Genomic DNA, 20,440 nt, shown 5'->3' on the forward strand with positions numbered 1-20,440 from the left:
CGGTTGCTTTTTCATCGTCTTTCTCCTGTGATGAAATGTTGCGTATCTCGGCGGGGGCCTGTGTCTCGTCCTTCTCGCTGAGCCGTTCAGAGATGCGTCCGCCAGTGGAGACACTTATCATGAAAATCCCGCGATTGCGCATCTCAAACGGGTTTGCGTCAAAGCAGGCGGAAACTAACATGATTTCGTTGTTGTTCAGGGGGCTTCTGCCTTTCATGCCTGTTTTTCCTTGTCCATCTTTTCCAGAATGCGTTCCACATCACTTGGTGCCGTCAGAAACCATTCCCTTCCGGGGGCATCGTCGATGTGTTGCCCTCGTGCCTTGAGCGTCTCATGGATGATCTGCTCTATGAAGATCGGGTCCTCCGTTTTGATATGCAGACCGAGTTTGAATCTTTCTGCGGCAACGGTGGTGTCTTGCTGGTAAATTCGGGTATGGAGTTCTTGTGTCGTCCGACCGATCTTGCACGGAAAAAACGTTTCCCCTTTGGATTCGGCACGGACGCGTTTGTGTTGGTCATAGTAAAGGTAGACGGAATGCCTGCCTGCGCCAATCGTCTTTTCAGCATTCAGGTTCATCTTTTTGCTCGGATTGGCAATCTTTTTGAGGTTCAGGGCGGACACCGCACCGGCAGCATGTGCGTTTCGGACATCGGCAACCATTTTCGCAACGACCTTCGGGGGCAGCCCCATGCGCCTGCCGAAACGATTGTTCATATCGGGATATGTGGCGACCCACTTCTCGAAGTCCTCTGCGGAGCGTTGACCGAGCATCAGATAAAAGACACTGGTGCGATACTCGGTCGTCGCGCGAAGTTCATCGACCTGTTCTTCGGTAAGTTTGAATTTTAAAGCCAGCTGCTTCAGAGTCGCCTTCTGCCACCAGCAACGTTCCGCGAGGACTTTGACGGTCTTGGCGTTGATCTCGTTGTTGTTCAGGGGACTTCTGCCTTTCATATTATCTTCCTTTCAATATCGTCGAGCACTGCGGACAGATTTACGACGGGAGAGAGAAGATCGACACTTATATTTGCTATCAAAAATACCACTTTTACCACTTCACTCGGATTTGTCCAAAACCATGAATTGCCTTTGGTATCTGGTATATCCTGTCCCCGGACAGTGAGGATGCCCTGTATTGCTTTCTCAAGCCCGTTGTGTCGATCGGTTCTAATGAGAAGTGCGATGATGGGGCCTTGTCGGTAGCTACGCGTTTGATTGCCTATCCGTTTTTCGGGTGCATCATATTTGACCTTGCCGTCCTTGTCTACACCATCTGTCTTTCCGATCCTGCACTGCCAAATAGACTTACCTTTGGATTCTGCGTCCTGTTTATCCTGTGGGAAATAGTAGAGATAGATCCAATGCTTTCCGAGACCGAAAATCCATTGATCCGGCTTCGCATAACGCCACACATCTTTGGAAATCTCGCTTGCCTTTGCGACAAAACTCAAGTTTTGCAGGGCAGCCTTGACCATCACAAGACTGTTTTCTCCTTCTGGAGGTTCTAATCCACCACGTTGGGTGTGTGAGTTGAGAACCCTTTTTACTACGGGATTTATTCTAATTCCGGCTGCCCATTTCTCTGGGATGAGTGCTTCAGCAATCTCTTGGGAGAAGTGCTGATCCTTATATTCATAATCCTTTTTTCTACCTTTCATAAAAACTCCTTTCAGCCGTGCGCGACACATGGTTTCATTGTGGCGCGCACGGCTGGGTTATGCGAAGTAGTGTCGGCACCGCGGGCATCCAAAAAGCCCGTTGAGTGCGAGAATGCCGTTCTGTTTGAAGTCGAGGCATTGCTTCATGGGCATCATCTCTTGTTTATGGAAGGATAAGAGTATTTCTCCATTTTGCTTGATGCGGAGAACCGCCGTGTGTCGGCGATGGATGTCGGTGTTGTTTTTGGGTTTTCTGCTCATGGAGTCTCCTGTTTTTTCAGTATCGGTCAAGGGGGTGCTACCCGCCGGTGAGCATCACTGCAAGGGTCAAATGAATATCATCAGGATCGCCACACCGAGGAAAGCGTCGATGAACTTCTGCCACTTCGGTTTACGCCGAATTACCCAAGCGTCGCAAATGAACGCCGAACTCTCTATAAATGTCAACAGCAGACACGGCATATCAGGGTTTGATTCCATCGCCATCGCACCAGCGATAAACGCATCCATCGGCGTGATATGCCAACCGACAGCGAAAATCAAGTCGCTCGGCATCTGATCATACGGCACATCTATAGCCCCTCATGTGGCATTGGGATAGGGAGCTTCAGCGTGCCTTGCTCAACGCATTTCTTCAGGCTCTGCTGGTTGAGGCGTTGGGTCATTTTCAGATATACCTCGTAAAACCGCAAGCGTCGGATCGTGTAATCACTCTCATCAAAAAACTCAGTGCCGACGAGGGGCGCAATGCCACTGTCAATCGGCACATCCCCGATCTTTGTGCGAACAAAGCCGACACGCTGACAAACCGGGCACACTTTTAACATGCTTGGATCCTTGGGAATGCGAAGTTTCGTCTCGCAGTCAGCACAGCGGATCCATCCACGGCTAAGGTCCTCTATATGTATCACTTGCTTCATGAAAATCTCCTTTGCTTTCCGCCTGCGTCCAAATCCTTGCCTATCGCATTCTTTTCAGAGGGTTAGACCACAGGGGCGATCTTTCAAGGGGGTTCTGTGTGTGAAATTAGAGGTTATGCTTCTCGCAGCAAACTCAAGACCGGGTAACTCACGAATCCCCGATTCGGGCGCATCGAGGTGTTGCAACGTTGCCAGCTGTGCTGACGTGACTGGTGTTCCCTCGCCTTTACCCAACGCCTTATTCAGAACCATCCGAAGTCTTGGGTCTGGAATATGGACGTTCTCAGCAGTCCCGATCAAGGGCAGCATTAAAAAGAATACGAGTGCGCTGAGAATGAAGTGGCGGTTGGATACTTTCAACATGTTGCTATCTCCTTTTTGCGGTGCGTCGGATTATTTTTCGCAATAAGTAGTTTTGGATTGAAAAAATCTTGTAAAAAAATGCAATAAACCCAGTAAATATAAGGGTTTTTCGCTTGTTTAAAATGTCTAAAAATGGTATAATAATTGCAGTTAAACGGGAGGGTGCAACTTCCCTTTAGAGTCCAAAGCGGAGTTGCTTCGGAAGTCCTACTGCTATTATACCGAAAATGGTAGTTTCTTAGCAATTCCTTTGACATCCAAAGGAGTTTTTTTATGAATTTCATAGAGGTTATCGAGCGTTTTCCTGACTAAGAATCGTGTATTGAACATCTGGAACGCGTCAGATGGCAAGGAAAGCCCGTTTGTCCACAAACCACATCAAACGTAAGAAAGAAGATGGTGAAGGGCGTGTAGAACGCTGGAACTGCTATGATTGTAGAGCCTCGTTCAAGGCAACTCACGGGACACTATTTCACGGAACAAAAATCCCCCTTCAGAAATGGTTTCTTGCTATTTCATTGACCCTCAATGCCAAGAAGGGAATATCATCCTATGAGCTCCAGCGTGATTTAGACTTGAACCAAAAGACCGCTTGGTTTATACTAACACGTATCCGGGCTAAAATGGCAGATAAAGTCAACTCCATTCTACTACAAGGTATTATAGAAGCTGATGAAACCTACATCGGTGGCAAACCCCGGAAGCCGAACAAGCGTGAAGACTTTGAGCCCAGTAAGCGCGGTCGTGGCACGGATAAAACGGCTATCATGGGGGCAGTTGCTCGTGGCGGTGAAGTCGTCGCTGAAGTGGCAAAAGGACTCACCGGGCGTGATATTCTTGAATTTATCCGCAGAGTTGTCAATGTTAAGGAATCTGAACTTATGACTGATGAATATCACGCTTACAATGCTCTCGGTTCACAACTCAAGCATCACGTTATCAATCACCAAGTCCAGTTTGCCGAAGGTGATAAGCACACAAATACAATTGAAGGTTTTTGGTCTCTACTGAAACGAGCTTGGTATGGTTCACATCATCATTATCAAACTGGATACACACCGCTCTATATAGCAGAACGCTGTTATATCTATAACAACCGGCACCGTGAAACTATTTTTTGGAAGTTCTTGAAGGAGAGTTGTCAATAATGCATACAGTAAATTCCTTTATTAACACGATTAAGGAAGGGAATTGTATTGAACTCATGTCCGAAATGCCGGATGAATGTGTTGATCTTATAGTAACGGATCCACCCTTTGCGATTGATTTTAAAGCAACTCGACAGAACTATAATCGGAAAGAAAGTCATGTGCTGCAAGGCTATAATGAGGTAAAATCAAATGAATACCTCGATTTTACGCTTGACTGGCTTTCTGGTGCAACACGAGTGTTGAAAGATTCTGGGAGCATGTATGTTTTCTCAGGTTGGAATCATCTAAAAGACCTGTTGATCGCTATTGACCACTGTGAATTGACAACTATCAATCATTTGGTTTGGAAGTACCAGTTTGGCGTTGTTACGAAACGCAAATATGTAACTTCTCACTATCACTGCCTTTTTGTTTGTAAAAACGATGAGAAAAGGAAGTTTTATCCCTATTGCCGATTTGATAAGGATACCAAGACTAAAGATGGTGGATCAGCCCACTACAGAGACAAAGAAGATGTATGGGAAATCAATCGGGAATATTGGAATCGTGCGCTCAAAACACCGACTAAGCTGCCAGCCGAACTCATTGTGAAAATTCTGGATTATTCCAGTGAGAAGGGCGATCTTGTTTTTGATCCTTTCCTTGGCTCTGGACAGGTGGCTGTTGTAAGTCAAATGAAAAAACGGAATTATGTAGGATTTGAGATTGTTCCTGAATATTATCAACTTGCCCAAAATCGTCTTGAATCAGGGGAGTATTTGGTTTATCCAACAAAGAAGGAGGAGGCTGTTTCGGAATTATTCGCAACAGTTATATAATTTCTTATGCTAAATCAGGGAATTATTGATACTATTGAATCTTTGCGAGTTGCTGCTCGGAGTCTGCCTAAAATATGGGACGGCAGAAACGCCATCCTTGAAATGAAGGAAGGCGGTTCAAAGAATTGGAAACAAATGGAATGGCAAGGTTGGTATTTTGAGTTTAAATGCAAATCACTTTTTCAAGGTATAGTCAATATGCCTGGGAAGAAATATGGAAAAACAGAGTTTGATGCTTTTTCTGGAATTTCATGGGATCTGAAAGCACATACCGCTAATACTACTAACCATAGGGTCATTACAAACGATGCAGAAGCAATCATGAACACAATACATGATTATGGTCATTATGGACTAATACTTGCAATCGGTGCGGTCGAATACAACGATGAAGAAGGAACTTTTAAAAAGTGGCATGATGACCTAAAAGGTGGAATTAGTGAGTATGAGAAGAACCGGATAAATAGAGGTGCTATGTCACGAATCCGCAAGACAGAATTTGTGTTGCAGGAAATCCATTTTGCTTGTTTTGACCTTGAAGCATTAGAACAATGTGGTGGCTCATTTCAAAAGGGCTTTAGAAATGCTGGTGGCACTCCAAGGCGTGAAAAAACCTCGATAAATATCCGAAGAATTCCAGACCAATCTCTCATTGCTACTGAAGTTTTCTAAGTCCAAATCCACTTATTGCGGTAAAAGGTAATAAGAACAAAATGTAAAAACCAATTTAACCAATCCCAAAACTACTTATTGCGTTATTTTTTTATCTGTCTTGCCGCTTATATTGCCCACCCAGAGATGTGAGCGTGTATGTATCTAAGCCATTTTCGCTCGACAGTTCAAGGCGTGGCTTGTTGTTTTTGGGTCGATGTTGGCGCGGATCCAGGGTAGATACGCAAGACAACCGAATTGCAGAGGACATTTCCCCTGGTGTTCCGTTGAAGAGGTGTATAGACGGTACGCCGTCAGTCGTTACGGTTATATGGACCCTACCCGCAACCTCAACACCGCCCACAACGATCATATCCTTGACGTATATTTTTCTCGTCGAGATCGTCTCGACTTCTAAGACATCATCACGCGCAGCGAGGTCACTCCTGTCACCCGCAAAGTAGGCACACGTTGCCACCAACGCACCGAGAATGAAGAACACAATCCTCTCTTTCATTGCCAAACACCTCCTTTCCTTCGCCTTATATAACACTATTCTCTTATCAACAACTGGCGTGCCGGCGTGGAATCCTCTTGCTGTATTTCAACAGGTTTCTTGATCAGTTCCTGCGTCTGCTGACGCATGACATAATACTGATATCCCAAATACAGAATCGCTATTATACCGACAATCAGAATACACACCAACTCCGTGAAAGTCCCTTGTAGCGAATACCGCTCCGGTATAAAAATCTCCTGATATATCTTTCTTCTCTTTTTCATCTGCCTATACTCCTGAAGGAGGGACGTTGAACTTTCCGTCTCGCCACTCTTTGTAGATAAGAAACGCACCGAGGAGACATAAACCGTAACAGAGCACGACTGCTATACCACTGGCGACTATAGCGACCTCCAAGTTTCGTACCCAGCTCACACTCCTTACGTCTACACCCGACTCCCATCGCTCACCCCATATTGTGTTGTAAACCGCAGGAACAAGCCAGCCGAGACCCCTGACACCAATGAGGGACACGGCGATACATATCATCCCCTTTGACCGCGTCCGGAAACAGAAAAACACCAAAACCGCCATCAGTACCACATATTCCACGGTCGCGATATCCGTTGTTAGACGTACAAAAGTATTCATGTTTTAACCTCTGGTGAAACTTTAATGTTTGCGGAAGCCTCGCCCTTTAGAGCGGGGTCTACCCCTTGTGAAACTTATTAAAGAGTGCCAGCACCACAAGGATGGCACATATCAGAATGAAGACACCCGCAGCGATGTAAAAATCGGCATGCCCCAGCCGTGCGAAACTCTTTTTTAAACGACTGCTACGGGCATCTTCGCGTTTTTGCGTAAGGCGGGCTTCCTCGTCTTGTGTGAGTCCTTTCGCACCGGGTGTCGCAACGGCTGCGCGGCGGGTGAGGTGCTGTTGAATCCGCCATGTCTGCCACTTGCGGAACAGAACGCGACAGAGAACGACACCGCCTGTGCTAACGATGCCGGCACCCATAAAAATCAAGACATAGATCCAAGGGATCATAAAATCCTCGTCTTTGGGTTCCGACCCCCAACTCTGAAAACCTTGGCGGAGGGCGAGGAGTATCATGACGGTCGTGATAAGGATCAGTGCACCAAAAACGATATAAAAAACGGCTTTGCTGCGGAAGGCAGCACTTTTTTTCAACCCTTCGAGACGCATTCGGCGCGCCTTTTGCGTCAGCACATGTTTCTGGGAGGTTGTCAATCCTTGGGGGCGCGACGATGCGAGTGCGTCGCGTCGCTTCAAAAGGCGTTGAATCTGCCACGCCCGCCACTTCGGGCGCACGAGGACAACCAACACCACGAGTGCTGCGAAACTGCTAAAGCCGATACACAACTCTTTCCAAGGTGCCATGAGAATCTCTACTGAAATAAAGTTGATAGAAAAATCCGTATCCGTTTTTCCCAGCGATGGGGTGGATAGGATACCCGCGAGGGCGCGGGCAATCGCTTTCCTATCCAACGGATACCGTCAGTCTACCAGAAAATCAATTATAAGCCAAGTTTTTTTCAGAAAAACGCCCGTATTTGCCCGATAAGGCACTTGCAAGAGATGTCCCTGTGGTAGACCCTCGGATCTATCGGTAAACCTCGCCTGTCTCTGAAAGCGTTAGACGACGGCATATCTGTATCCCGACCCCGACGAGAGTTTGGCACTGCGGTTTTCTCAAAGCGTTCACCCTCTGACGATCGCTCCACCCGCGGGTATTTCCCTTTAACACAGAAAACCCCCTACCCATTACGGATAGGGAGTTCTGTGTTAAACTTAACACTATAAGTTATGCTTCTCGCAGTTGTATTTCACCGACCACACCGATTGATCCAACCGCAAAGCGCATTCTTCGTGGCTCAGCGGCGGGTTCTGCGATCGGTATGCCTTCAAGCGTTCGAGTTTCTCCGGTGTCATCCGATCGGTGCGCTCATACCACGCGGTTTTCCTGCGGCGTTTGACCTCCTCGAGATCGTAGCCGCGTGTCCGTGCCACAAGAATAACAAGGTGTCGATCAACACTGGAGCGACCGACACCGGCTTGTTCGGCGATCTCGGAATACGTTAAATGTATCCACGCATCGTAAGACGTGGTTGGGTTATTGAGCCACGCCTGAATCTTTTCTTTCGCGCTCTGTTTCGCCATCGTTATTGTTTTCCTCCTTTTTATGGTTTGTGTCATCGTCAAGAAACTGTTGTCTGAGTTTATAGAGTCGTTCCTTGAACGCAAGCGTCTCCATTCTCTGTTTGTGTTCTATAAGACTCATCACTACGAACACAACAATAAAAAAGACAAACAAAGCAAATTCGAGCATCGTGTTGGATTAGGGGCGCGTCGCCGCGCCCCTGCCTCTTTACAGTGATTCGTTGACAATGGTATATGCGACATCTATGAGAATTGAGAGCTGCTCGCGCTCAGATACATCCTCGAATTTCTCGACGAACAGATCAAAGACTGCGACAGAGAGTTCGTCCCTGTCGGTCGGATGTTCAATCGTCCCCACCTGCTTCAAGAGCGTTTCAAGGAAATAGTTCACGGCTGGCAGATTGTTGATCTCGGCGAGGGAGGTATCGGAGTTACGAGCAAAGGTATCTTCGCAACCTGAAGGTTGCGGGGATACCTCACTCGCAACCTCGTCGGATTCCTCTGTTTCCTCATCGGATTCGGTTTTTTCCCAGATAGACGCGCCGTCCACCTGCATCTTGACGTACCGCGCAAACGTGTGGCAAGGCCCGCGGACTTCTGTCACGAGGTCAAGCAGTTTCTTGAGAAGCAGAACATCTGTCTGAGAATCTCTCGACAACTCCGAATCAAAACACGTTACCGCATTGATGAACATCGTTTTCGACGCACGCCCTACGCCTTCACCTTTCCGCGCCGCTTTCCATGCGCTGATGGCGGGTGTGATCTTTTCCCACAGCGAGTCCACCGTATCTGGTTCGGGTTCGCTATCGGGTTCTGGTGAGGGCTGCTCCGTCTCCTCTGCGGGTTCGGGATCAGGGTATGCTTTCTTGCCAAAACGTTCCTGATAGATGTCGTCAAGGATAGATTTGACGAGTTCTTCCGTCGCATCTGGGCGACTCACCCAAGAATCCATTTTGATAACTTGCGTCGTCTTTTCACCATGAAAATCAACAAGATTATTCAAATCTTCTCGCAATCTATCATCTGAGGGTTCCGCGTCGGGTTCGGGATCAACTCGTTCTACTGCCTTCTTCGCCTCGCTCATCTTCTGTATCCAGTCAGCATCCCTATAGTTGGCGATGTCGTGGGCGTAGATGCTGATCGCCTTACACTCTTTTTCTACGTCCTCAAGCGAGACTTCCTCAGCACTGTCTTGGAACCGAGCGAAGTCGCCTTTCGCCAACTCGTAGCGTTTGATACCGGACATGAAAGCGTCTTTGAGGGGTTCATGATACCGCGCGAAACCGTCTTCAAGTACCGGCAGTTCGAGAGATTCCGATAGTTCTGCGTTTTCGGCACTGAGGTAATCCCGTGAAGCCTGTATCCGTGTGTCCCACATGGCTTTCAGCTTCTTTTTCTTGCGCTTCAACTTTTGTTCGGCTTCCCGCGCCTTGAGGACTTCACCGGCAGTTTTCTCACCAGAGATGACGGCTTGGCTCTCGCCTTCCTTCTCGACCTGCGTGGCGCGGTCAATCGTAGTTGTGCCAACACCTGCTTTCTTGGCGAGGTCTTTGCGTGTTTTCAAGTCACTATTTGGTGACTTGCTCCGATCGCCACCATGCTCATATCGCTCATTGAACACCACAACGATCTGGGCGCGTTGCCCAGGGGTGAGATGTCGGCGTTCAATGTTGCGCGCAAAAGCAAACGCTGCGGGATCGCCTTCTTTCTCTGTGTCCCACTGCTGAAACCGTAGTTTCCGCAGGAGGTTCAACTCTTTGCCAGCACGGTAGCGATGCCAACCGTCCAAGACTTCATTTCCCAACAAGCGGATGATAGGGTCAATAAAACCTTCCTCATTCACAGAGTCAAGCAAATGCTGATAATCCTCGTCGGGCATGTCCCCGAAGACTGCCGACAACTCATGACGCACCAGCGTATCGGACTCGACAAACTTCCGCTTGATAGAGATGATCGGGGCAACGCAGCACGTTGGGGGTTCGTAGCGGTGATGCCGCGTCAGCCCATCGTCTTCATGGTATTCCTCGATCTCGTAGGTTGCATACCCGTCGATCGTCACAGAATCGACATCATGTACGCGATTGATGTCCATGTTGCCGATCTCCGCGGCGGTCGCCTCTTTGAAACGGGGTGGCTCGCCGTCGTGGTCATGCTCGGCGTGATAGCGATTGAACTTCGCCTCGAACACACGCCGCGCGTCCAGGCTTTTGAACCTTAGATTGATGTAACGATGATCGGAATGATAGATCCGACCGTATCTGTTTTTTGACATGATACTTTCCTTATTGATTTCGACTCTGCACCATGCTATAATGCACGGTGCAGAACCTATGGAGACTGGGTTTTGTAGGGGCGTGCTTGCGCCCCTTACTTATTGTCAGGTTGAAATAACGTCATTTGCAGCGTGTCTGCACAGGTCTGAAACATTTCGGGTTGGATCGCACACCCTGCATACGCTGCAAATAGTTCTGCGGTGTCCTTAAATTCTATGTAACCCCCCAAGAACACCTTGTCAAACACGCGATAGATGTCGCCATCTATCTCACCGTGAGCGACGATGTTCCCCGCACGGTCTACGAGTTGAAACTGGGTTACCATCATGGGAAGCTCAGGGACAGTCACCTGCCCCTGCCTCTTTAGAGAATAAAGCCTAAGAAACAGTAAACCAGAAATAAGTTCAAAGATTTCTATTGGCTTTAAATCAGAATTCGCTTCAAGCAGTTTAAAAGCTTTCTCGATTCTTTTTTCAAATTCCTTGAGTTGCATATCTATCCTGCATCCTTTGTCAGATCCGTGAGATTATACCCACGCTTAGCGAGTTCGGCAATCAGATCAGAGTCGCTGGCGCGGTGGATCGGTGTCGCTTGTTTCGGAGCCGTGCCTGCTACAAGCACAGACATCAACTCCAACGCCTCACGGACTTCAGCATAATTGACACCGAGATACTTCTGTGTCGTGGCAACATTCTTGTGTCCGAGCATCTCTTGGACAACAAAAATATCGTTGGTCTGTGAATACAGGCGTTGGGCGAAGGATTTACGCATCGAGTGCGTGCCGAGTTTGCCGTTGAGTCCGGCACTGTCAAAGGCTGCCATGAGCGCGTCGCTGCCCGCTTGAGTGGTCATGCGTTTGGGTGTCCCGTCCTTGTTCTTCACACGGGAAACAAAGAGCGGCGTGTCCTTATCCAATTCACCCAACATGCCAAACTTTTCGGTATGCCACGCCATGATCTCTTTGACTGCCTGCCGACCGTCCGCATTCAGCGGCACCGCACGGCTGGTCTCTCCACCCTTGACGATGCTTTTATCATACAGCACATCGGTGACGGGCTGGTTCCGTTGCCAAACATCACCAACGGTCAGGCTCAGGAGTTCGTCAATGCGTCCACCGATACTCACGCCAAGCATAAACAAGGCGCGGTTTCGGATTGCAAATGTGCCATCGAAAGATTCAGAGACCGCGTGGATTTCTGCGTTATTTAGGGGTCGTGTGCCTTTCATTGATTGTGTCCTCCATTTTTTTACAATATTATAGCATATCCCAATAAGTATTTCAATAGCAATTTCATTTTTTTCGCGTGTCCTCTCTAACACTTTAGGAAATGGCGCGGTCGGCTTCTCAACGTTCCGCGCCCGTTTGTGCCTCATAGCATCTCCCAAGATAAGATCAACAACATATCAATTGCGTCTGTTCCTACCCTTCTTCGAGTATTTCCGTAATCGTTCGCGCCCGTTCTGCGCGCGCATACGCTTTGTCCCATTTCGCCTGCGGTATCGGTGTCTTGCCTTCCACTTTCGATTCTGGGCGACAGTATTTATCAGGCGGAAAATAAACCGTGAAGAGTAGCGTGAGTTGTGTGAGTTCGGCGCGCTCCTTTTCAAGGGCGCGCCGGTATTCAGGGGTGAGGATGCCGAATTCGAGTTGTTCACTCATGGGTGTGTCCTCCTTTGATACCTTCATGATTAAAAAATCTCCTTGACCTGTGTTAGTCTCCTTTTTTATCTGCTTCCGCTTTGAGATACGTTTCAAACGCCTGTCTGTCCTCATCAGAGAGACAATTCAGCAATTCTGGTATCCGTTGCTTCGGCATTCTGTCGTAAAACGCCTTTTTGAAGAATTCGCAACTCATCGGTTCGGGTCTAATGTTTACGCACTCACGCTTGGTATCCATAATAAAATCTCCTTGTGTTGTGGATCGGTGGCTTCGTAGGACAAGTGCCGAATCCGTTTGTTTTGGCAGCTCCTACGCTTTTTTACGGACTGCCAAGCCTTTACTCTCGCCCCGACGCGCCCGACCGGACGCGCCTTGTTAACTAACGTGCTTCCTCGAAAACTTTATCCATTGCCCCACTAAACGCTTGATAGGACGCTTCAAATTCCGCTTCCAAGATCGCCTCCGCCTCGTCTGGATACTTGTAGCGTAGCCAATCTGGATATGCGTCTGCAACCTCTATCTGCGCGCCTTTCACTAAATCATCAGGCACAGGGTGACCGATAGCACACAGAAATTTCGCCTTATCATAGACCGGCAGCTCATAGGTTTTTAAGTTGCGTCTGAAACGCACCTTTTTAACGAAAACGCCCTTCTTGTTTAGGTCTTTAATCATCTCATTTTCAAAACGTTGCATGATCATGCTATACCTCCGTAAAATGTGAGAATTGACGCGCCCGACCGGACGCGCCTTGTTTTTTACTGATCTCGATGCGGACAGACTTCGCGAATCGCATACAAGTTGTTGAGCGTGTCCTCAATGTCGGCGATCTTCGCCTCACATTCCGCGTCGGTCTCTTTCAGGGGTTCATCGCTAAAGTTTCGGAATCGGAGTTTCCGCTCCTCTTCCAAGAGAATATCTATCGCATGCTGAAAACGCATCTGTTCATCTTCAAATTCATTTTCAAATTCAGTCATTGTAAATACAGGGACGCGTCACCACGTCCCCGTCCTGTGTTCTGCTGCTGTTATAGAACATCAATCATATATTTGTAGTCTTTTACGTTCCACGTGTATATCTGAAGTCCGATCGATTCAACATCCTGCTCATCGTCAAATTCAGTCATCCATTCGGCAAGCGCAGTGCTAACACGCAGCACAACACATGTCTCGCCGTTCTTCTGAACCGTTACATGATCAAACTCCGTAGACACCTGAAAACCTTCAAACATTCTTTCGACAGCACGCGAGATGGGGCAGAGTTCACAAAGCCCCTGCTGTCCTTCAGCGATGTCGTTACGTGTTAATTCGCCTGTCATGCCATCGAGTGCCGTGAAATCCAGATAAGCCATTATTAAACAGGGACGCGTCACCGCGCCCCTACCTCTTTTATTACGATTGATCGCGACGGACGCAGTGGCGTGTCCTGATGACCGCCTTATCCGTTTGCGAGTTTATGAAGGATCACCGCGTCGAGAATGTCCTCAAAGGGTTGGTTGCATTCTTCACAGATCGCCCCTTTGTCCTCGTGATCCCCTAACTTGTAAATCTCTAACTGCGGTAACTGGAAAGGCAAATTCGCGCAGACCTGCTCAAAGCAGTCTTCACAGATCGGGAACGCTTCGCCGACGCGCCCAGTTGATAGATTGATGTAGTGTGCCGATAACATTTAAGAAATCTCCTTATGAAGTGGACGCGCCCTGTTTGGTGTTACAGGGTTTCACCTGTCATCTGATAATAGACCGCCTGCATCACGTCCTCGTGGTTACTATCGTGTATCGTTTTCAATATCGTTACGGCGTGTCCTTCGGCTTCATCAAGCAAGGCGTTGGTTGTGTCATCGTCATAGGATACAACCTTGCCAAGGGCATCTGATACGGCTTTCGCTGTCTGCCGTAATGCCTTGAGTTTCTCGGTCGGTGTCAGAATTTCCTGTTCCTCCTGTTCCTCCGACGCGCCATAAACGCGTCGGAGTATAATAAAATCGCGGTGACCCGCTTCACTTTTCATTTTGTCAGATTTGCGTATGAGGTCGCCGTTGCAATCCGCTCGCCATTTGGTAGTTTGGAAGGTATCAGGTAGCACGCTATTTGCCCAGCGCGTCGCTTGTTGCTTCGCGTGTGCCTCTGTGTCCGCAGAGATAATTTTATAGGTGTTGCTATACCCTTCAAGGAACGTATAAGATCTTAAGGTTGCTTGGTAATCCATGTTAATTGTCCTCCCTGTCCTCTAAATGCGGAGAGAACACGCGATACTTGTATGTATTCGGATAATGCACTCTGATCGCGATATGCCGTCCGATATTCTCTGCCTTTGTCTTCAGCCAATCATTAACATCCGCAGCGATCCAGTTTTGTGTTGTTGCGAGAAAAAAATCCCATACATGCCCATCAATTCTCTTTGGGAACTTTTCACTTGAATAGGTATCCAAAAACTGATCAACGTAGTGGTCAATATCGTATGTATTCGGTTGAAGTTGACAGATATAAATGTCAATCAGGGTTGAGTGGTTGTAAGTTTCCATTTTATGAAATTAGGGGACGTTACCGCCCCCTATCCTTATTTATTTAGCCTCCGTGAATCCGTAGGGTTTCCATGAATAGCGTTTGATATTCTCTGCTTAGCGCGTTTTGCGCGTCGGGATTATCGGTAAGTTTTTCAACATGTAGCGTGATTTCCGCAGACATTTCGGAAAGTCGGATCATGCGCGCCTTCAAATCTTCGCGTTTCTCCAATTCCGTCCGTCCGCCGAACTCTAACTGATGAAACACATCGCTGGCAGCAAGGAATAGAACCTTCGCTTCGCGTTCCGAGAGATGCTTAACTTTTAGGTTGTTCGCCCAGAGTAGATCAAACGTGGTTGATGTGCAGATCGACCAACCGACTTTGAAAGGTTTATCAAAAAGCCTTTCGAGCCGATACGCTTGATACATTCGCTTGCCAACGAACATCGCCAATTCCGCATCAAACTTGCCTGCGTCCGCCTCCGCGCGGCATTCATCAAAATCGTTATCCCATTCAAACGTCCGTTTTTTCATGCTAAAATCTCCTATTTATCTACGAGTTGACCTTTCAGAAAAGATATATCCGAGTGGATACTATGCGAGAGCATTGATAACCTTGCAACCTCTTTGTCGCGGCTTGGGTCTTTGATGCCACTTTTCTTGCACCATTCATTACGCGCTTTGCATTCCCTTATCACCCCTTGCCGTTCACTTTCAAGGGTTGCTATTCTGTTCCTTATCTCTTGCTGATTCATTGGAAGCCTCCATTAATCGCTAATTACAGCGATTCGGGTATCGTTGCGATCGCGAAGGGTATCATAAAGTCCGTCCGCGGCGAGCAGTGTCAAGTGAGCAATTTCACCACCGAACCGCCGAACATACCGCTTTGCAACTTCACGCGATATAATCTTTATATCCTTGCCTTTATGCCTAACAATCCGCATTCTGTGAGTCCTCCAGTGTGGTGAGCGTGTCCTCTATGTTCTCAATGTTGCCGTTAATAATATCGTCAATAAAAGACGCTAAAACCGCTTTGTCTATGTGGACGCGTAGGCAATCCCGCAAAGCAGCACCCAACGTAACCAGTAGGTCGGTGTCCTGATTGAACTTTGCTTCTTTGTGCTGTTTGGCTTCCGCTTGCGAGTGTCCGAGTTTTTGATAGTCCTGTAGAGACGGCAAATAAGCCCTGACGATTTGCATAACTTTTTCTTGCGTCTCATAGGTAGACCGCAATTCTTTGCTTTCGTAAAAATAACCCATTTTTTATCCTTCCGGTAGTGGACGCGCCGAGCGGCGCGCCCTATTTGTGTGTTAGTGTGTATCCTGTTTATACATGCCCAGCAGCGCGTGCATGACACCAAAAGCCTCGTTATAGTGTTCCCAAAACTCCTTTGTGTCGGTGGGGTCATCATATTCTTGGTCGAACTCAATACCCCATAGGAAATCAAGGGCTTGCTGTGCTTTTTTCAGAAAAGCCTTTCGCTCGGTTTTCTGCTCCGTGTACGCGTCTTTGTAGATTAAGCAACGCGAACAGAATTCGCCACGATCCGCGTGTCCTGATTGCACCCAGTAGTGGTAACAACTATCATCGCGTCCTGTGATCACAATAAACCGCGTCGCGCCCTTCTCGGTTCGGTAAACACGCCATGCAAGCGGTTTGTGAATAAATGTCAGTTTCCTGCCCCACTGCCGCGTAACAGGCGACAACCCAAGCGATTTCGCGTGTCTGTCTGCCTGTATCTTTGCAGCATGTAAGGACGGATTTTTACCTTTAACCTCTTTCAGAGGGACGGAAGGGTGCAGAACACCCTTTTCGTCTTTATCATAAATTCGGATATACATTGTTCCTCCTAATACTCGTCCGCCAACATCACCATCAGCACCCGATACGCGTTTAAGCGATCCTCTGTGCCGAATTCCATGTTCGCGTCCTCGTAATAGTCGATCTTCCAGTAAATTTTTGGCAGGTTCGGCAACTCAATCACCCCGAAATCATGTTCGCCGTAGGGGTCATCTTCGGGATCAAAAGTGTCGTAATTCCGAACTGCCAACAAAACCGCCATCAGCGCGTCGGGGGGCAGGCTATGCACACCTTGTGTCACCGAACACCGACCACCCTTGTTATTGATGTCGGGGTTGGTTAGAACCTCTTTTCTAAAAGCATCGTTTCGGGTTTGTATCCGCTGCGCTGCACAGCGCGAACAGAAACAATTAAAAGCATGTCGCATAAGATAACGGGACGCGTTACCGCGCCCCGTGTGTCCTCCGTGTTGTGTCCTTCGTTGTTAGGAACGCTCCAGCACAACCAAGCGGCGCGCTCCTGCTATCGTTCTATATTTACGGGTGGAATAGGTGCTGCACACCTCACACCATGCACCATCTGCCTTAAAATCGAGTTCCTTCGCCCGCTGGTGTGCCTTGCGTTTCGCTGTGTCCATCTTCACACCCTTTAACAATATTGTGTCCTGTGTCTTTACGCCGTTATTGAATATATCAAAAGCGTAAATTTCAATTGTCACGTGATACGGTTCTGTGTCATACGCCCGATTTGAAACATCAGCAGGTAGCATAAAATAACGGGACGCGTCACCGCGCCCCGTCCTCCGTGTTGTGTCCTGTGTGTTAGTCGTCTTCGCGGTGGACACATCGGCGCGCCCGTTTCCGTAGGTGTTCCACACGGGCGCGGCGTGTCCTGTGTAATTCATACCGCGATAAGACAACGCCTGTCGTGAGCATGAAAAAGATCGCCAAAAGTAAGTAAGTCAAAACAAATCTCCTTTGTGTCGTGTGTGTTAGAAAAGTGTCGGCTGCGCCTCTGTATCGCCAAAAAATGTAAGTTGCCCTGTTTTGGTCTGTGTCTCCGCTGGAGTGGCGCGATCACGAGGATCGGACACCTCCGCGGGCAATTCCGTTGCTTTCGGGAGTTCACAATCTTGCAAGATTTCCGCCTCTGACACCGTGATAATCTCTTCTCCGATGCGTGCCGCGTCCTCTGAACACAAACGCAACGTCACGGCGTGTCCAAACGGATAAAAATTCGGGTCGGTCTCGGTCTCGATGCGTTCACCAGAAACAACAATAAACTCATCAACATCGACTTCAAGAACAATCAATTCTTTCATCGTGAAATCGGGGCGACTCGCGCCGCCCCGCCCTCGTGTGTCCTGTGTCCTGTTCATTTCCGCGTTGGATAGAATTTGTGTTGCCGTAGTGCCTTGAAATCGCCGACACCTTGATAATAACAATCCAGCGTGATGCACATATCCGTTACATCTGATGCGAATTGAATTTCGGCTTCCAGTGTTTTAGAAATCGGCGCGAGATAGGTTTTTCCTTCGTGTCCTGTCTCTAAATTCACAACAACCTTTTTCAACGCATAGGCAATGCCGTTGCGTATGAATTCGCGTTTCATTGTGAATAAGGGACGCGTCGCCGCGCCCCTGCCTCATTGTCAGATTAGATTTTCTTCCTTCAGAGAAACAAATATCCCGTCTCCGATGATGATGTGATCCAAAACCTTGATGCCGATCTGGTTGCCCGCCTCGATGAGCTGCTTCGTTGCCCTGATGTCCTCTTGGCTCGGCTGTGGGTCGCCTGATGGGTGGTTATGGACAAGCACGATCGAATTCGCGCTCTCCTCAATGGCAAATCTAAAGATTTCGCGCGGGTGGAATACGCTGGCGTTAAGCGTGCCTTCAAAAACTTGAGAGTCGGCAATCATCTTGCCCCACTTCAGATCGCCCGCTATATCGCCCGCTTTGCCTGTGCTGGTCACGCCCCCCTTTGTGTCAAGTGCGAGAACAACGACAACCTCTTTCTGAAGATACCTTAATTTGGACATCATCAGATCGGCAACATCGGCAGGCGATGTGATCTTCTCCTTCGTGGCGTGGAACCGCGCAAGGCGTTTCGCTAACTCCAACGCCGCGATAACCTTCTCGGCGCGTGATTTGCCGATCCCTGCGATCTTCTGCATCTGCTTGGGTGTGCTGCCTGCCATGCGTGCAAGGTTGCCCTCATAGGCGTTTAGCATATCTTCAGCGATAGATAACGGCGCGCCGCTGACCTTCGCAAAGAGTTCTTGATCGGTGTAATGCTCAACTGGGCGCGTCGTGAGAGTGCCAACCGCTTCGCGAAGTTGCTTTTTGCCAAGTTCGCGATCGCTCTTGATTTGCTCCTTCTCGGCTGCCTGTGTGTTCGAGTCGTCCAGTTCGCCGTTAACTTCGTCAACAAACCAATCTGGCGCGATCGGCTCAAAAGTCCGATCTCTATAAACTGCACGCTCCAAGTCCTCAAAGTCGATCAGTCCGTTCAAGTCATCAGAAACACCACCGAAATGCACGCTGATCTGCTCGTGTTCCGCGCCTGTTTCCTCGTCAATCTCCGAATAGCCCGAAAACTTGACGATCTCAACTTGTCGCTGGGTTTGTGTGTCAAATAAGATGTGTCCAATATCAAAATCGCCTACGCCGTTTCTAAAGCGTTCTTGCGATAGTTCTATCGTCATGATATAATATCCTCTGTAGTGAACCCACTACGTTAAGGATAGGCGCGGGGTGCTTTCCCGCGCCTGTCCGTTTAAGAAATCGGTTTAAAAGGTTCGACAAAATCTTCGTGAAACTCCATCAAGTCCATAATGCCGAATTCGTCTAAATACTCAACCTCTACGACATCATCATAAACCTCTTGCACAACGCCTGTGACTTGGAAGCCGTTTTCATTGACAGCCACCGCGTCCCCGCTGGCGAAGCCTTTTTCTCGTGATCGTGATGTGTTCATGGGTCAATCTCCCTTAAGCGATATAGCCCGCTTGTTGCTCATCTACAAGCCCGCCAAGTGGGTTACTGCTCCCTGTGCTTGCCAAGCCTCTGGCGCGGTATTCTGCGACCGCTACGCCTTCAATTTCTGCCATTAGTTGAAACGCCTCGTTCTCTCCAATGCCCGCACCTGATAGAACGGGATCAAAAGCATCAACAAAACGCGTCAATTCTTGGTCGTCCATTGCCCTTACTCTCGCTTTGATGTCCATGTAATACCTCCATAAAGAAACGCGCCCCGAAGGACGCGTCGATCTGATTGATTACTTTCGCTTATCTACATGGTAAGCAACGATAAAAAGCACGATACACCCCAGTGAAGAACCACCGAGCAATAAAGCACTCCCACCGCTCAACATACGCACATTTGGGATCACCTCATACCCGTAGCCCGTCAATGCCGAAGCAAGACACGCACAGGCAAGGATCACGCCGAATAACATTCGCTTATAGGTCATGATATTGTCTCCATAAAAAAACGCGCCCCGAAGGACGCGTCCCGTAATCCACTTATTCCCTTATTTTATCTATTTTGCCCAGCGTTGGCGCGTGGGCGTTCTGCTGTGTTTATTATATCATATCCCAAGTAAAATGTCAAGTATTTTTTTATCGTTTCGTTAATAAAATCGGTGATTTTTGGGTGATGGGTGATATTCTTTTGACATATTGGTTGATAGTATGGTCAACTTTCCAAAATCTACCTTTTAAGTAGTTCAAATCCACACACCAGCACGCACAAAGGGGCAATTTCAGCCATATCCCAAGCACACGCACACCACGCCACATCAGCGTTTTCCAAACACAGACAGGGGGTATGGGGCAGCATCGCACACCGACCGATACATCGCCCGATTTGGCGGGACTAATCATGCCTGAAACCAAAATTAGATAAAAAAATTACAAAAAATCGGATTTGGAATTGTAACTCTTGCTTAAATTATGA

The 20,440-nt window shown here is 48.2% G+C and carries 40 protein-coding genes; 3 read left to right on the forward strand and 37 right to left on the reverse strand.

The window, feature by feature from the left end:
• From OXN25_01415 to OXN25_01445, 7 genes are all read right to left on the reverse strand, one after another.
• The coding region (locus tag OXN25_01415) for a hypothetical protein (protein MDE0423505.1) at positions 1 to 217 on the reverse strand (217 nt) is incomplete at its 3' end.
• On the reverse strand, positions 214 to 957 hold the full coding sequence (locus tag OXN25_01420; protein MDE0423506.1) for a GIY-YIG nuclease family protein: 744 nt from the start codon (positions 955 to 957) through the stop codon (positions 214 to 216). The genes OXN25_01420 and OXN25_01415, both read right to left, overlap by 4 nt.
• Complete coding sequence (locus tag OXN25_01425) at positions 954 to 1,661, reverse strand: hypothetical protein (protein MDE0423507.1); 708 nt, start codon at positions 1,659 to 1,661, stop codon at positions 954 to 956. Before OXN25_01425 ends, OXN25_01420 begins: the two co-directional genes overlap by 4 nt.
• A gap of 57 nt (positions 1,662 to 1,718) precedes the next feature.
• Positions 1,719 to 1,922 (reverse strand): hypothetical protein, encoded by a 204-nt coding sequence (locus tag OXN25_01430; GenBank protein ID MDE0423508.1) that lies wholly within the window; start codon positions 1,920 to 1,922, stop codon positions 1,719 to 1,721.
• 66 nt (positions 1,923 to 1,988) lie between these two features.
• Complete coding sequence (locus OXN25_01435) at positions 1,989 to 2,231, reverse strand: hypothetical protein (protein MDE0423509.1); 243 nt, start codon at positions 2,229 to 2,231, stop codon at positions 1,989 to 1,991.
• A 2-nt stretch (positions 2,232 to 2,233) separates the two neighbouring features.
• A complete protein-coding gene (locus OXN25_01440) occupies positions 2,234 to 2,581 on the reverse strand; it encodes a hypothetical protein (protein MDE0423510.1) in 348 nt (115 codons plus the stop codon).
• 54 nt (positions 2,582 to 2,635) lie between these two features.
• The gene (locus tag OXN25_01445; protein MDE0423511.1) at positions 2,636 to 2,944 is read right to left on the reverse strand and encodes a hypothetical protein; all 309 of its coding nucleotides are present in this window, start codon (positions 2,942 to 2,944) and stop codon (positions 2,636 to 2,638) included.
• A 344-nt stretch (positions 2,945 to 3,288) separates the two neighbouring features.
• Between OXN25_01445 and OXN25_01450 the strand changes: the two genes are divergently transcribed.
• Genes OXN25_01450 through OXN25_01460 form a run of 3 tightly spaced genes read left to right on the forward strand, consistent with a single transcriptional unit; the run spans position 3,289 to position 5,585 of the window.
• The gene (locus OXN25_01450) at positions 3,289 to 4,092 is read left to right on the forward strand and encodes an IS1595 family transposase (protein ID MDE0423512.1); all 804 of its coding nucleotides are present in this window, start codon (positions 3,289 to 3,291) and stop codon (positions 4,090 to 4,092) included.
• Positions 4,092 to 4,913 (forward strand): site-specific DNA-methyltransferase, encoded by an 822-nt coding sequence (locus OXN25_01455; GenBank protein ID MDE0423513.1) that lies wholly within the window; start codon positions 4,092 to 4,094, stop codon positions 4,911 to 4,913. Before OXN25_01450 ends, OXN25_01455 begins: the two co-directional genes overlap by 1 nt.
• A 6-nt stretch (positions 4,914 to 4,919) precedes the next feature.
• Positions 4,920 to 5,585 (forward strand): hypothetical protein, encoded by a 666-nt coding sequence (locus OXN25_01460; protein ID MDE0423514.1) that lies wholly within the window; start codon positions 4,920 to 4,922, stop codon positions 5,583 to 5,585.
• A gap of 91 nt (positions 5,586 to 5,676) precedes the next feature.
• Here the strand turns inward: OXN25_01460 and OXN25_01465 are convergent, their stop codons facing one another.
• The 30 genes from OXN25_01465 to OXN25_01610 all read right to left on the reverse strand — a co-directional run bounded on the left by OXN25_01465 (position 5,677) and on the right by OXN25_01610 (position 19,955).
• Entirely contained in the window at positions 5,677 to 6,081 is a 405-nt protein-coding gene (locus tag OXN25_01465; protein MDE0423515.1) for a hypothetical protein, read from the reverse strand.
• A gap of 35 nt (positions 6,082 to 6,116) precedes the next feature.
• Positions 6,117 to 6,347, reverse strand: coding sequence for a hypothetical protein (locus OXN25_01470; GenBank protein ID MDE0423516.1), 231 nt, complete (start codon positions 6,345 to 6,347; stop codon positions 6,117 to 6,119).
• A gap of 4 nt (positions 6,348 to 6,351) precedes the next feature.
• A complete protein-coding gene (locus OXN25_01475) occupies positions 6,352 to 6,714 on the reverse strand; it encodes a hypothetical protein (protein ID MDE0423517.1) in 363 nt (120 codons plus the stop codon).
• A 58-nt stretch (positions 6,715 to 6,772) separates the two neighbouring features.
• Entirely contained in the window at positions 6,773 to 7,573 is an 801-nt protein-coding gene (locus OXN25_01480; protein MDE0423518.1) for a hypothetical protein, read from the reverse strand.
• 115 nt (positions 7,574 to 7,688) lie between these two features.
• The gene (locus OXN25_01485; GenBank protein ID MDE0423519.1) at positions 7,689 to 7,832 is read right to left on the reverse strand and encodes a hypothetical protein; all 144 of its coding nucleotides are present in this window, start codon (positions 7,830 to 7,832) and stop codon (positions 7,689 to 7,691) included.
• 50 nt (positions 7,833 to 7,882) lie between these two features.
• Positions 7,883 to 8,245 carry a hypothetical protein gene (locus OXN25_01490; GenBank protein ID MDE0423520.1) on the reverse strand — a complete coding sequence of 121 codons (363 nt, stop codon included), beginning with the start codon at positions 8,243 to 8,245 and terminating at the stop codon, positions 7,883 to 7,885.
• A gap of 208 nt (positions 8,246 to 8,453) precedes the next feature.
• Entirely contained in the window at positions 8,454 to 10,517 is a 2,064-nt protein-coding gene (locus tag OXN25_01495; protein ID MDE0423521.1) for a hypothetical protein, read from the reverse strand.
• 95 nt (positions 10,518 to 10,612) lie between these two features.
• Positions 10,613 to 11,011, reverse strand: a complete 399-nt coding sequence (locus OXN25_01500; protein ID MDE0423522.1) for a hypothetical protein — start codon at positions 11,009 to 11,011, stop codon at positions 10,613 to 10,615.
• 2 nt (positions 11,012 to 11,013) lie between these two features.
• Positions 11,014 to 11,745, reverse strand: a complete 732-nt coding sequence (locus OXN25_01505; protein ID MDE0423523.1) for a site-specific integrase — start codon at positions 11,743 to 11,745, stop codon at positions 11,014 to 11,016.
• Positions 11,746 to 11,938: 193 nt separating this feature from the next.
• Positions 11,939 to 12,205, reverse strand: a complete 267-nt coding sequence (locus OXN25_01510; protein ID MDE0423524.1) for a hypothetical protein — start codon at positions 12,203 to 12,205, stop codon at positions 11,939 to 11,941.
• A gap of 25 nt (positions 12,206 to 12,230) precedes the next feature.
• The gene (locus tag OXN25_01515; GenBank protein MDE0423525.1) at positions 12,231 to 12,416 is read right to left on the reverse strand and encodes a hypothetical protein; all 186 of its coding nucleotides are present in this window, start codon (positions 12,414 to 12,416) and stop codon (positions 12,231 to 12,233) included.
• Between the two features lie 142 nt (positions 12,417 to 12,558).
• Positions 12,559 to 12,873, reverse strand: a complete 315-nt coding sequence (locus OXN25_01520; GenBank protein ID MDE0423526.1) for a hypothetical protein — start codon at positions 12,871 to 12,873, stop codon at positions 12,559 to 12,561.
• A 62-nt stretch (positions 12,874 to 12,935) separates the two neighbouring features.
• Positions 12,936 to 13,154: a hypothetical protein gene (locus tag OXN25_01525; protein MDE0423527.1), complete on the reverse strand. Its 219-nt coding sequence runs from the start codon at positions 13,152 to 13,154 to the stop codon at positions 12,936 to 12,938.
• Positions 13,155 to 13,204: 50 nt separating this feature from the next.
• Entirely contained in the window at positions 13,205 to 13,528 is a 324-nt protein-coding gene (locus OXN25_01530) for a hypothetical protein (GenBank protein MDE0423528.1), read from the reverse strand.
• Between the two features lie 86 nt (positions 13,529 to 13,614).
• Complete coding sequence (locus tag OXN25_01535; protein MDE0423529.1) at positions 13,615 to 13,845, reverse strand: hypothetical protein; 231 nt, start codon at positions 13,843 to 13,845, stop codon at positions 13,615 to 13,617.
• Positions 13,846 to 13,886: 41 nt separating this feature from the next.
• The gene (locus tag OXN25_01540; protein ID MDE0423530.1) at positions 13,887 to 14,384 is read right to left on the reverse strand and encodes a hypothetical protein; all 498 of its coding nucleotides are present in this window, start codon (positions 14,382 to 14,384) and stop codon (positions 13,887 to 13,889) included.
• A 1-nt stretch (position 14,385) separates the two neighbouring features.
• Complete coding sequence (locus tag OXN25_01545) at positions 14,386 to 14,700, reverse strand: hypothetical protein (protein ID MDE0423531.1); 315 nt, start codon at positions 14,698 to 14,700, stop codon at positions 14,386 to 14,388.
• 43 nt (positions 14,701 to 14,743) lie between these two features.
• Positions 14,744 to 15,214, reverse strand: a complete 471-nt coding sequence (locus tag OXN25_01550) for a hypothetical protein (protein MDE0423532.1) — start codon at positions 15,212 to 15,214, stop codon at positions 14,744 to 14,746.
• An 11-nt stretch (positions 15,215 to 15,225) separates the two neighbouring features.
• The gene (locus tag OXN25_01555; GenBank protein MDE0423533.1) at positions 15,226 to 15,435 is read right to left on the reverse strand and encodes a hypothetical protein; all 210 of its coding nucleotides are present in this window, start codon (positions 15,433 to 15,435) and stop codon (positions 15,226 to 15,228) included.
• Positions 15,436 to 15,447: 12 nt separating this feature from the next.
• Positions 15,448 to 15,624 carry a hypothetical protein gene (locus OXN25_01560; GenBank protein MDE0423534.1) on the reverse strand — a complete coding sequence of 59 codons (177 nt, stop codon included), beginning with the start codon at positions 15,622 to 15,624 and terminating at the stop codon, positions 15,448 to 15,450.
• Entirely contained in the window at positions 15,611 to 15,940 is a 330-nt protein-coding gene (locus OXN25_01565; protein ID MDE0423535.1) for a hypothetical protein, read from the reverse strand. The genes OXN25_01560 and OXN25_01565 overlap by 14 nt, the downstream gene beginning before the upstream one ends.
• A 51-nt stretch (positions 15,941 to 15,991) precedes the next feature.
• A complete protein-coding gene (locus tag OXN25_01570; protein ID MDE0423536.1) occupies positions 15,992 to 16,522 on the reverse strand; it encodes a hypothetical protein in 531 nt (176 codons plus the stop codon).
• A gap of 8 nt (positions 16,523 to 16,530) precedes the next feature.
• Positions 16,531 to 16,908: a DUF3768 domain-containing protein gene (locus OXN25_01575; protein ID MDE0423537.1), complete on the reverse strand. Its 378-nt coding sequence runs from the start codon at positions 16,906 to 16,908 to the stop codon at positions 16,531 to 16,533.
• A 57-nt stretch (positions 16,909 to 16,965) separates the two neighbouring features.
• Positions 16,966 to 17,385, reverse strand: a complete 420-nt coding sequence (locus OXN25_01580; protein MDE0423538.1) for a hypothetical protein — start codon at positions 17,383 to 17,385, stop codon at positions 16,966 to 16,968.
• A gap of 87 nt (positions 17,386 to 17,472) precedes the next feature.
• Positions 17,473 to 17,859 carry a hypothetical protein gene (locus OXN25_01585; GenBank protein MDE0423539.1) on the reverse strand — a complete coding sequence of 129 codons (387 nt, stop codon included), beginning with the start codon at positions 17,857 to 17,859 and terminating at the stop codon, positions 17,473 to 17,475.
• Positions 17,856 to 18,092, reverse strand: coding sequence for a hypothetical protein (locus tag OXN25_01590; protein MDE0423540.1), 237 nt, complete (start codon positions 18,090 to 18,092; stop codon positions 17,856 to 17,858). Before OXN25_01590 ends, OXN25_01585 begins: the two co-directional genes overlap by 4 nt.
• A 39-nt stretch (positions 18,093 to 18,131) precedes the next feature.
• On the reverse strand, positions 18,132 to 19,187 hold the full coding sequence (locus tag OXN25_01595) for a hypothetical protein (protein ID MDE0423541.1): 1,056 nt from the start codon (positions 19,185 to 19,187) through the stop codon (positions 18,132 to 18,134).
• Positions 19,188 to 19,258: 71 nt separating this feature from the next.
• A complete protein-coding gene (locus tag OXN25_01600) occupies positions 19,259 to 19,459 on the reverse strand; it encodes a hypothetical protein (protein MDE0423542.1) in 201 nt (66 codons plus the stop codon).
• A gap of 13 nt (positions 19,460 to 19,472) precedes the next feature.
• Positions 19,473 to 19,709, reverse strand: a complete 237-nt coding sequence (locus OXN25_01605; GenBank protein MDE0423543.1) for a hypothetical protein — start codon at positions 19,707 to 19,709, stop codon at positions 19,473 to 19,475.
• A 51-nt stretch (positions 19,710 to 19,760) separates the two neighbouring features.
• The gene (locus tag OXN25_01610) at positions 19,761 to 19,955 is read right to left on the reverse strand and encodes a hypothetical protein (GenBank protein ID MDE0423544.1); all 195 of its coding nucleotides are present in this window, start codon (positions 19,953 to 19,955) and stop codon (positions 19,761 to 19,763) included.
• Positions 19,956 to 20,440: the final 485 nt, after the last annotated feature.

Source organism: Candidatus Poribacteria bacterium (assembly GCA_028820845.1).
In the GTDB taxonomy this organism is placed as follows: domain Bacteria; phylum Poribacteria; class WGA-4E; order WGA-4E; family WGA-3G; genus WGA-3G.

Bases quoted from the DNA above. Each gene is read 5' to 3' on its own strand.
- OXN25_01420 (MDE0423506.1), bottom strand. From the start codon at position 957: ATGAAAGGCAGAAGTCCCCTGAACAACAACGAGATCAACGCCAAGACC.
- OXN25_01425 (MDE0423507.1), bottom strand. From the start codon at position 1,661: ATGAAAGGTAGAAAAAAGGATTATGAATATAAGGATCAGCACTTCTCC.
- OXN25_01430 (MDE0423508.1), bottom strand. From the start codon at position 1,922: ATGAGCAGAAAACCCAAAAACAACACCGACATCCATCGCCGACACACG.
- OXN25_01440 (MDE0423510.1), bottom strand. From the start codon at position 2,581: ATGAAGCAAGTGATACATATAGAGGACCTTAGCCGTGGATGGATCCGC.
- OXN25_01445 (MDE0423511.1), bottom strand. From the start codon at position 2,944: ATGTTGAAAGTATCCAACCGCCACTTCATTCTCAGCGCACTCGTATTC.
- OXN25_01450 (MDE0423512.1), top strand. From the start codon at position 3,289: ATGGCAAGGAAAGCCCGTTTGTCCACAAACCACATCAAACGTAAGAAA.
- OXN25_01455 (MDE0423513.1), top strand. From the start codon at position 4,092: ATGCATACAGTAAATTCCTTTATTAACACGATTAAGGAAGGGAATTGT.
- OXN25_01460 (MDE0423514.1), top strand. From the start codon at position 4,920: ATGCTAAATCAGGGAATTATTGATACTATTGAATCTTTGCGAGTTGCT.
- OXN25_01465 (MDE0423515.1), bottom strand. From the start codon at position 6,081: ATGAAAGAGAGGATTGTGTTCTTCATTCTCGGTGCGTTGGTGGCAACG.
- OXN25_01470 (MDE0423516.1), bottom strand. From the start codon at position 6,347: ATGAAAAAGAGAAGAAAGATATATCAGGAGATTTTTATACCGGAGCGG.
- OXN25_01475 (MDE0423517.1), bottom strand. From the start codon at position 6,714: ATGAATACTTTTGTACGTCTAACAACGGATATCGCGACCGTGGAATAT.
- OXN25_01490 (MDE0423520.1), bottom strand. From the start codon at position 8,245: ATGGCGAAACAGAGCGCGAAAGAAAAGATTCAGGCGTGGCTCAATAAC.
- OXN25_01495 (MDE0423521.1), bottom strand. From the start codon at position 10,517: ATGTCAAAAAACAGATACGGTCGGATCTATCATTCCGATCATCGTTAC.
- OXN25_01500 (MDE0423522.1), bottom strand. From the start codon at position 11,011: ATGCAACTCAAGGAATTTGAAAAAAGAATCGAGAAAGCTTTTAAACTG.
- OXN25_01505 (MDE0423523.1), bottom strand. From the start codon at position 11,745: ATGAAAGGCACACGACCCCTAAATAACGCAGAAATCCACGCGGTCTCT.
- OXN25_01510 (MDE0423524.1), bottom strand. From the start codon at position 12,205: ATGAAGGTATCAAAGGAGGACACACCCATGAGTGAACAACTCGAATTC.
- OXN25_01515 (MDE0423525.1), bottom strand. From the start codon at position 12,416: ATGGATACCAAGCGTGAGTGCGTAAACATTAGACCCGAACCGATGAGT.
- OXN25_01520 (MDE0423526.1), bottom strand. From the start codon at position 12,873: ATGCAACGTTTTGAAAATGAGATGATTAAAGACCTAAACAAGAAGGGC.
- OXN25_01525 (MDE0423527.1), bottom strand. From the start codon at position 13,154: ATGACTGAATTTGAAAATGAATTTGAAGATGAACAGATGCGTTTTCAG.
- OXN25_01530 (MDE0423528.1), bottom strand. From the start codon at position 13,528: ATGGCTTATCTGGATTTCACGGCACTCGATGGCATGACAGGCGAATTA.
- OXN25_01535 (MDE0423529.1), bottom strand. From the start codon at position 13,845: ATGTTATCGGCACACTACATCAATCTATCAACTGGGCGCGTCGGCGAA.
- OXN25_01540 (MDE0423530.1), bottom strand. From the start codon at position 14,384: ATGGATTACCAAGCAACCTTAAGATCTTATACGTTCCTTGAAGGGTAT.
- OXN25_01545 (MDE0423531.1), bottom strand. From the start codon at position 14,700: ATGGAAACTTACAACCACTCAACCCTGATTGACATTTATATCTGTCAA.
- OXN25_01550 (MDE0423532.1), bottom strand. From the start codon at position 15,214: ATGAAAAAACGGACGTTTGAATGGGATAACGATTTTGATGAATGCCGC.
- OXN25_01555 (MDE0423533.1), bottom strand. From the start codon at position 15,435: ATGAATCAGCAAGAGATAAGGAACAGAATAGCAACCCTTGAAAGTGAA.
- OXN25_01560 (MDE0423534.1), bottom strand. From the start codon at position 15,624: ATGCGGATTGTTAGGCATAAAGGCAAGGATATAAAGATTATATCGCGT.
- OXN25_01565 (MDE0423535.1), bottom strand. From the start codon at position 15,940: ATGGGTTATTTTTACGAAAGCAAAGAATTGCGGTCTACCTATGAGACG.
- OXN25_01570 (MDE0423536.1), bottom strand. From the start codon at position 16,522: ATGTATATCCGAATTTATGATAAAGACGAAAAGGGTGTTCTGCACCCT.
- OXN25_01575 (MDE0423537.1), bottom strand. From the start codon at position 16,908: ATGCGACATGCTTTTAATTGTTTCTGTTCGCGCTGTGCAGCGCAGCGG.
- OXN25_01580 (MDE0423538.1), bottom strand. From the start codon at position 17,385: ATGAATTACACAGGACACGCCGCGCCCGTGTGGAACACCTACGGAAAC.
- OXN25_01585 (MDE0423539.1), bottom strand. From the start codon at position 17,859: ATGAACAGGACACAGGACACACGAGGGCGGGGCGGCGCGAGTCGCCCC.
- OXN25_01590 (MDE0423540.1), bottom strand. From the start codon at position 18,092: ATGAAACGCGAATTCATACGCAACGGCATTGCCTATGCGTTGAAAAAG.
- OXN25_01595 (MDE0423541.1), bottom strand. From the start codon at position 19,187: ATGACGATAGAACTATCGCAAGAACGCTTTAGAAACGGCGTAGGCGAT.
- OXN25_01600 (MDE0423542.1), bottom strand. From the start codon at position 19,459: ATGAACACATCACGATCACGAGAAAAAGGCTTCGCCAGCGGGGACGCG.
- OXN25_01605 (MDE0423543.1), bottom strand. From the start codon at position 19,709: ATGGACATCAAAGCGAGAGTAAGGGCAATGGACGACCAAGAATTGACG.
- OXN25_01610 (MDE0423544.1), bottom strand. From the start codon at position 19,955: ATGACCTATAAGCGAATGTTATTCGGCGTGATCCTTGCCTGTGCGTGT.